The organism is Acinetobacter sp. YH16031 (assembly GCF_013417335.1).
Taxonomy (GTDB): domain Bacteria; phylum Pseudomonadota; class Gammaproteobacteria; order Pseudomonadales; family Moraxellaceae; genus Acinetobacter.
This window is the reverse complement of record NZ_VPED01000106.1, coordinates 1-2427: the sequence shown is the minus strand read 5'-3', so window position 1 is coordinate 2427 and position 2427 is coordinate 1. Positions and strand designations below refer to the sequence as shown.

Sequence of the window (2427 nt, the reverse complement as noted above, 5' to 3'; positions counted from 1 at the left end):
ACTTACTTCATTGGCGTTACTCTTGGGAGGATGATTTGAATAAGGTTATTTTATAATGATAAGACAATCTGTCAAGCTTGTACTAAAGCTTCTAAAAGTTATTTAACATAATGGCGATTATGCGAAACGAGATTGTAAGCCCAAAGTAGAAATGTCCGGTTTCTCCAAAGTAAAAATGTCCGCTTTTAGAATATGCGCTTTTGCGATTATCGAAGCGGACGGTTTGATATGTTGGTGTCTATGTCGGATAAAGAACTTAAACGATTGTCGGTCTTGCAGGAAATCTGCGATCAACGCATAACTCAATCCCAGGCTGCTCAGCTACTTCATATTTCAGAACGTCAGATCAGACGCTTACTGCAGAAATACAAAGCTCAAGGCCCAGTTGCATTAGCCCATGCTGCACGTGGTCAAATCAGCAACTCCAGGCTTCCTGAAGAACTCAGACTCAAGTGCCTCAATATTGTTTCGGATCAACTGCATGGTTTCGGACCCACTTTAGCGCATGAAAAGCTCACTACCATTCATGGATTCGACATCTCGGTGGAAACACTACGTTCCTGGATGATTGCAGCTAATTTATGGATTCCTCGCTCCAAACGCCTGAAACGCCCGTATCAGCCTCGTTATAACCGGGACTGTTATGGTGAACTGATCCAAATTGATGGCTCACACCATGACTGGTTTGAAGGACGCGCTGCTAAATGCTGTCTGCTGGTATTTATCGATGATGCCACAGGCAAATTGCAGCATTTACGCTTCTGTGAATCAGAATCAGCCTTTGACTATATGATTTCGACACGCCTGTATGTCGAACAGCACGGTAAGCCTTTAGCGTTTTACAGCGACAAACATTCAGTCTTTAGGGTGAATCAAAGCAGTAAGAAAGACACCAAGATTACCCAGTTTGGACGCGTGCTCAGTACCCTCAATATCGATATCATCTTCGCTAATTCACCACAGGCCAAAGGCCGTGTAGAACGAGCCAATAGAACGCTTCAGGACCGTCTGATCAAAGAAATGCGCCTGGAAGGCATCTGTTCGATTGAACAAGCGAATGCCTGGCTACCCTGCTTCATTGAGCAATTCAATCAGAAGTTTGCCAAGATGGCCTTTAATCCCAAGGATCTACACCGGACTGTCACTGAAACAGCCGAAGAATTAGATGATATTTTTACCTGGCGTGAACCCCGCAGAGTCACGAACAGCCTGACCATTACTTATGATAAATGCGTATATCTCCTGGAAAACACGGAAGAAAACCAAAGATTGATTGGCAAGTATCTTGAGTTCCTTGAATACCCGGATGGTACAGTTGCAATTGAATATCAGGGTAGAAAAATCAATTACAGCATCTTCGACAAATTAAGCCAGCTGAACCAGCGAGAGATTGTTGAGAATAAACGTTTGGGTTCTGTATTGGCCCATATTCAACAACAGCATGAAGAATTAGAACAGCAAAACAAACGGAATCGTTCTCAAGCTATGCCACGTAGACGTGCACAGAAAACAGCAATTCAAAAACGAAATCTGAATCCTGTGCTTGACTTGGAAATGTCGGTATAGGACATTTCTATTTGGTTTTAAGGTAGGACATTTCTACTTAGGAATAACATTGCATGTTAGAACCTATTCAAAGTCCGTATTTAATAGCTTCTCTTAGCGGATTTACTCATTTTCAAGCACTTGTAAGTAAAGCTCATCCGCTTTTTGAGCAATGGCTTTGCCATTCTCACGCATTTCTAATTCTTTAGCTACATAGGCTTGAATCGGTATGTTGTAATAGCCACCACCATAGTAGTCTTTAATGAGTTTCAAAGGCACTTCCACACCATATTCATCAAAAAGATTACGTCTGTAATTATATTCATGGATCGTATCCGCATAGGTCGGCAATCGGGGTAGATAGGTCAAGTGTGGTGTAGCAATTTCCATCTGCATCCATGTTTTCTGCTTCTTAGACCTGTACTTTAAAAAACGCTGTGCAAAATGGATAATCTGCCCTGCTTGGGAACGGCTTGCTTTGAAAACAGACCATGTTTCAACCATCAGGAATAGATTTTTAATGTCGGCTCGGTTCTTCTCTGCTAGAGAACTATTTTTTTGACTAGCCAATTTATTAATAGAATCAGTAAATTTAGTTTTAATTTTTTCAATACTTTGCTTTGTATATCGCCAAGTCCACGTATAAGCCCTTACTCTGTCTTTGTAGTCTTTTTCATCACCCAAGATGAGCTGTTTATAAGTCTTATGCGTATCTCTAAAAAGCTCCATAGTCACCAGGGCAGTAGGTTTGACAGCAATTGGATTTTTTAAGACAAATTGTTTTGGCTCATTATCTTTGAAGTAGTCTGCAATCAAGGTCTTTTCTGCTGAGATCGAATCAAGATCCCACTTAAAGCCTTTGTACTTCTCTTTAAGAGTCTG

2 protein-coding genes are annotated in these 2427 nt (G+C 41.2%); one reads left to right on the top strand and one right to left on the bottom strand.

What is annotated here, in order from left to right; genetic code table 11:
* Positions 1-240 precede the first annotated feature (240 nt).
* Complete coding sequence (locus tag FTV31_RS16255; RefSeq protein WP_180009761.1) at positions 241-1566, top strand: ISNCY family transposase; 1326 nt, start codon at positions 241-243, stop codon at positions 1564-1566.
* A 102-nt stretch (positions 1567-1668) separates the two neighbouring features.
* On the opposite strand, the gene FTV31_RS16250 is transcribed toward FTV31_RS16255, so the two are convergent.
* Positions 1669-2427: hypothetical protein (locus FTV31_RS16250; RefSeq protein WP_180015691.1), on the bottom strand; the 759-nt coding region annotated here is incomplete at its 5' end.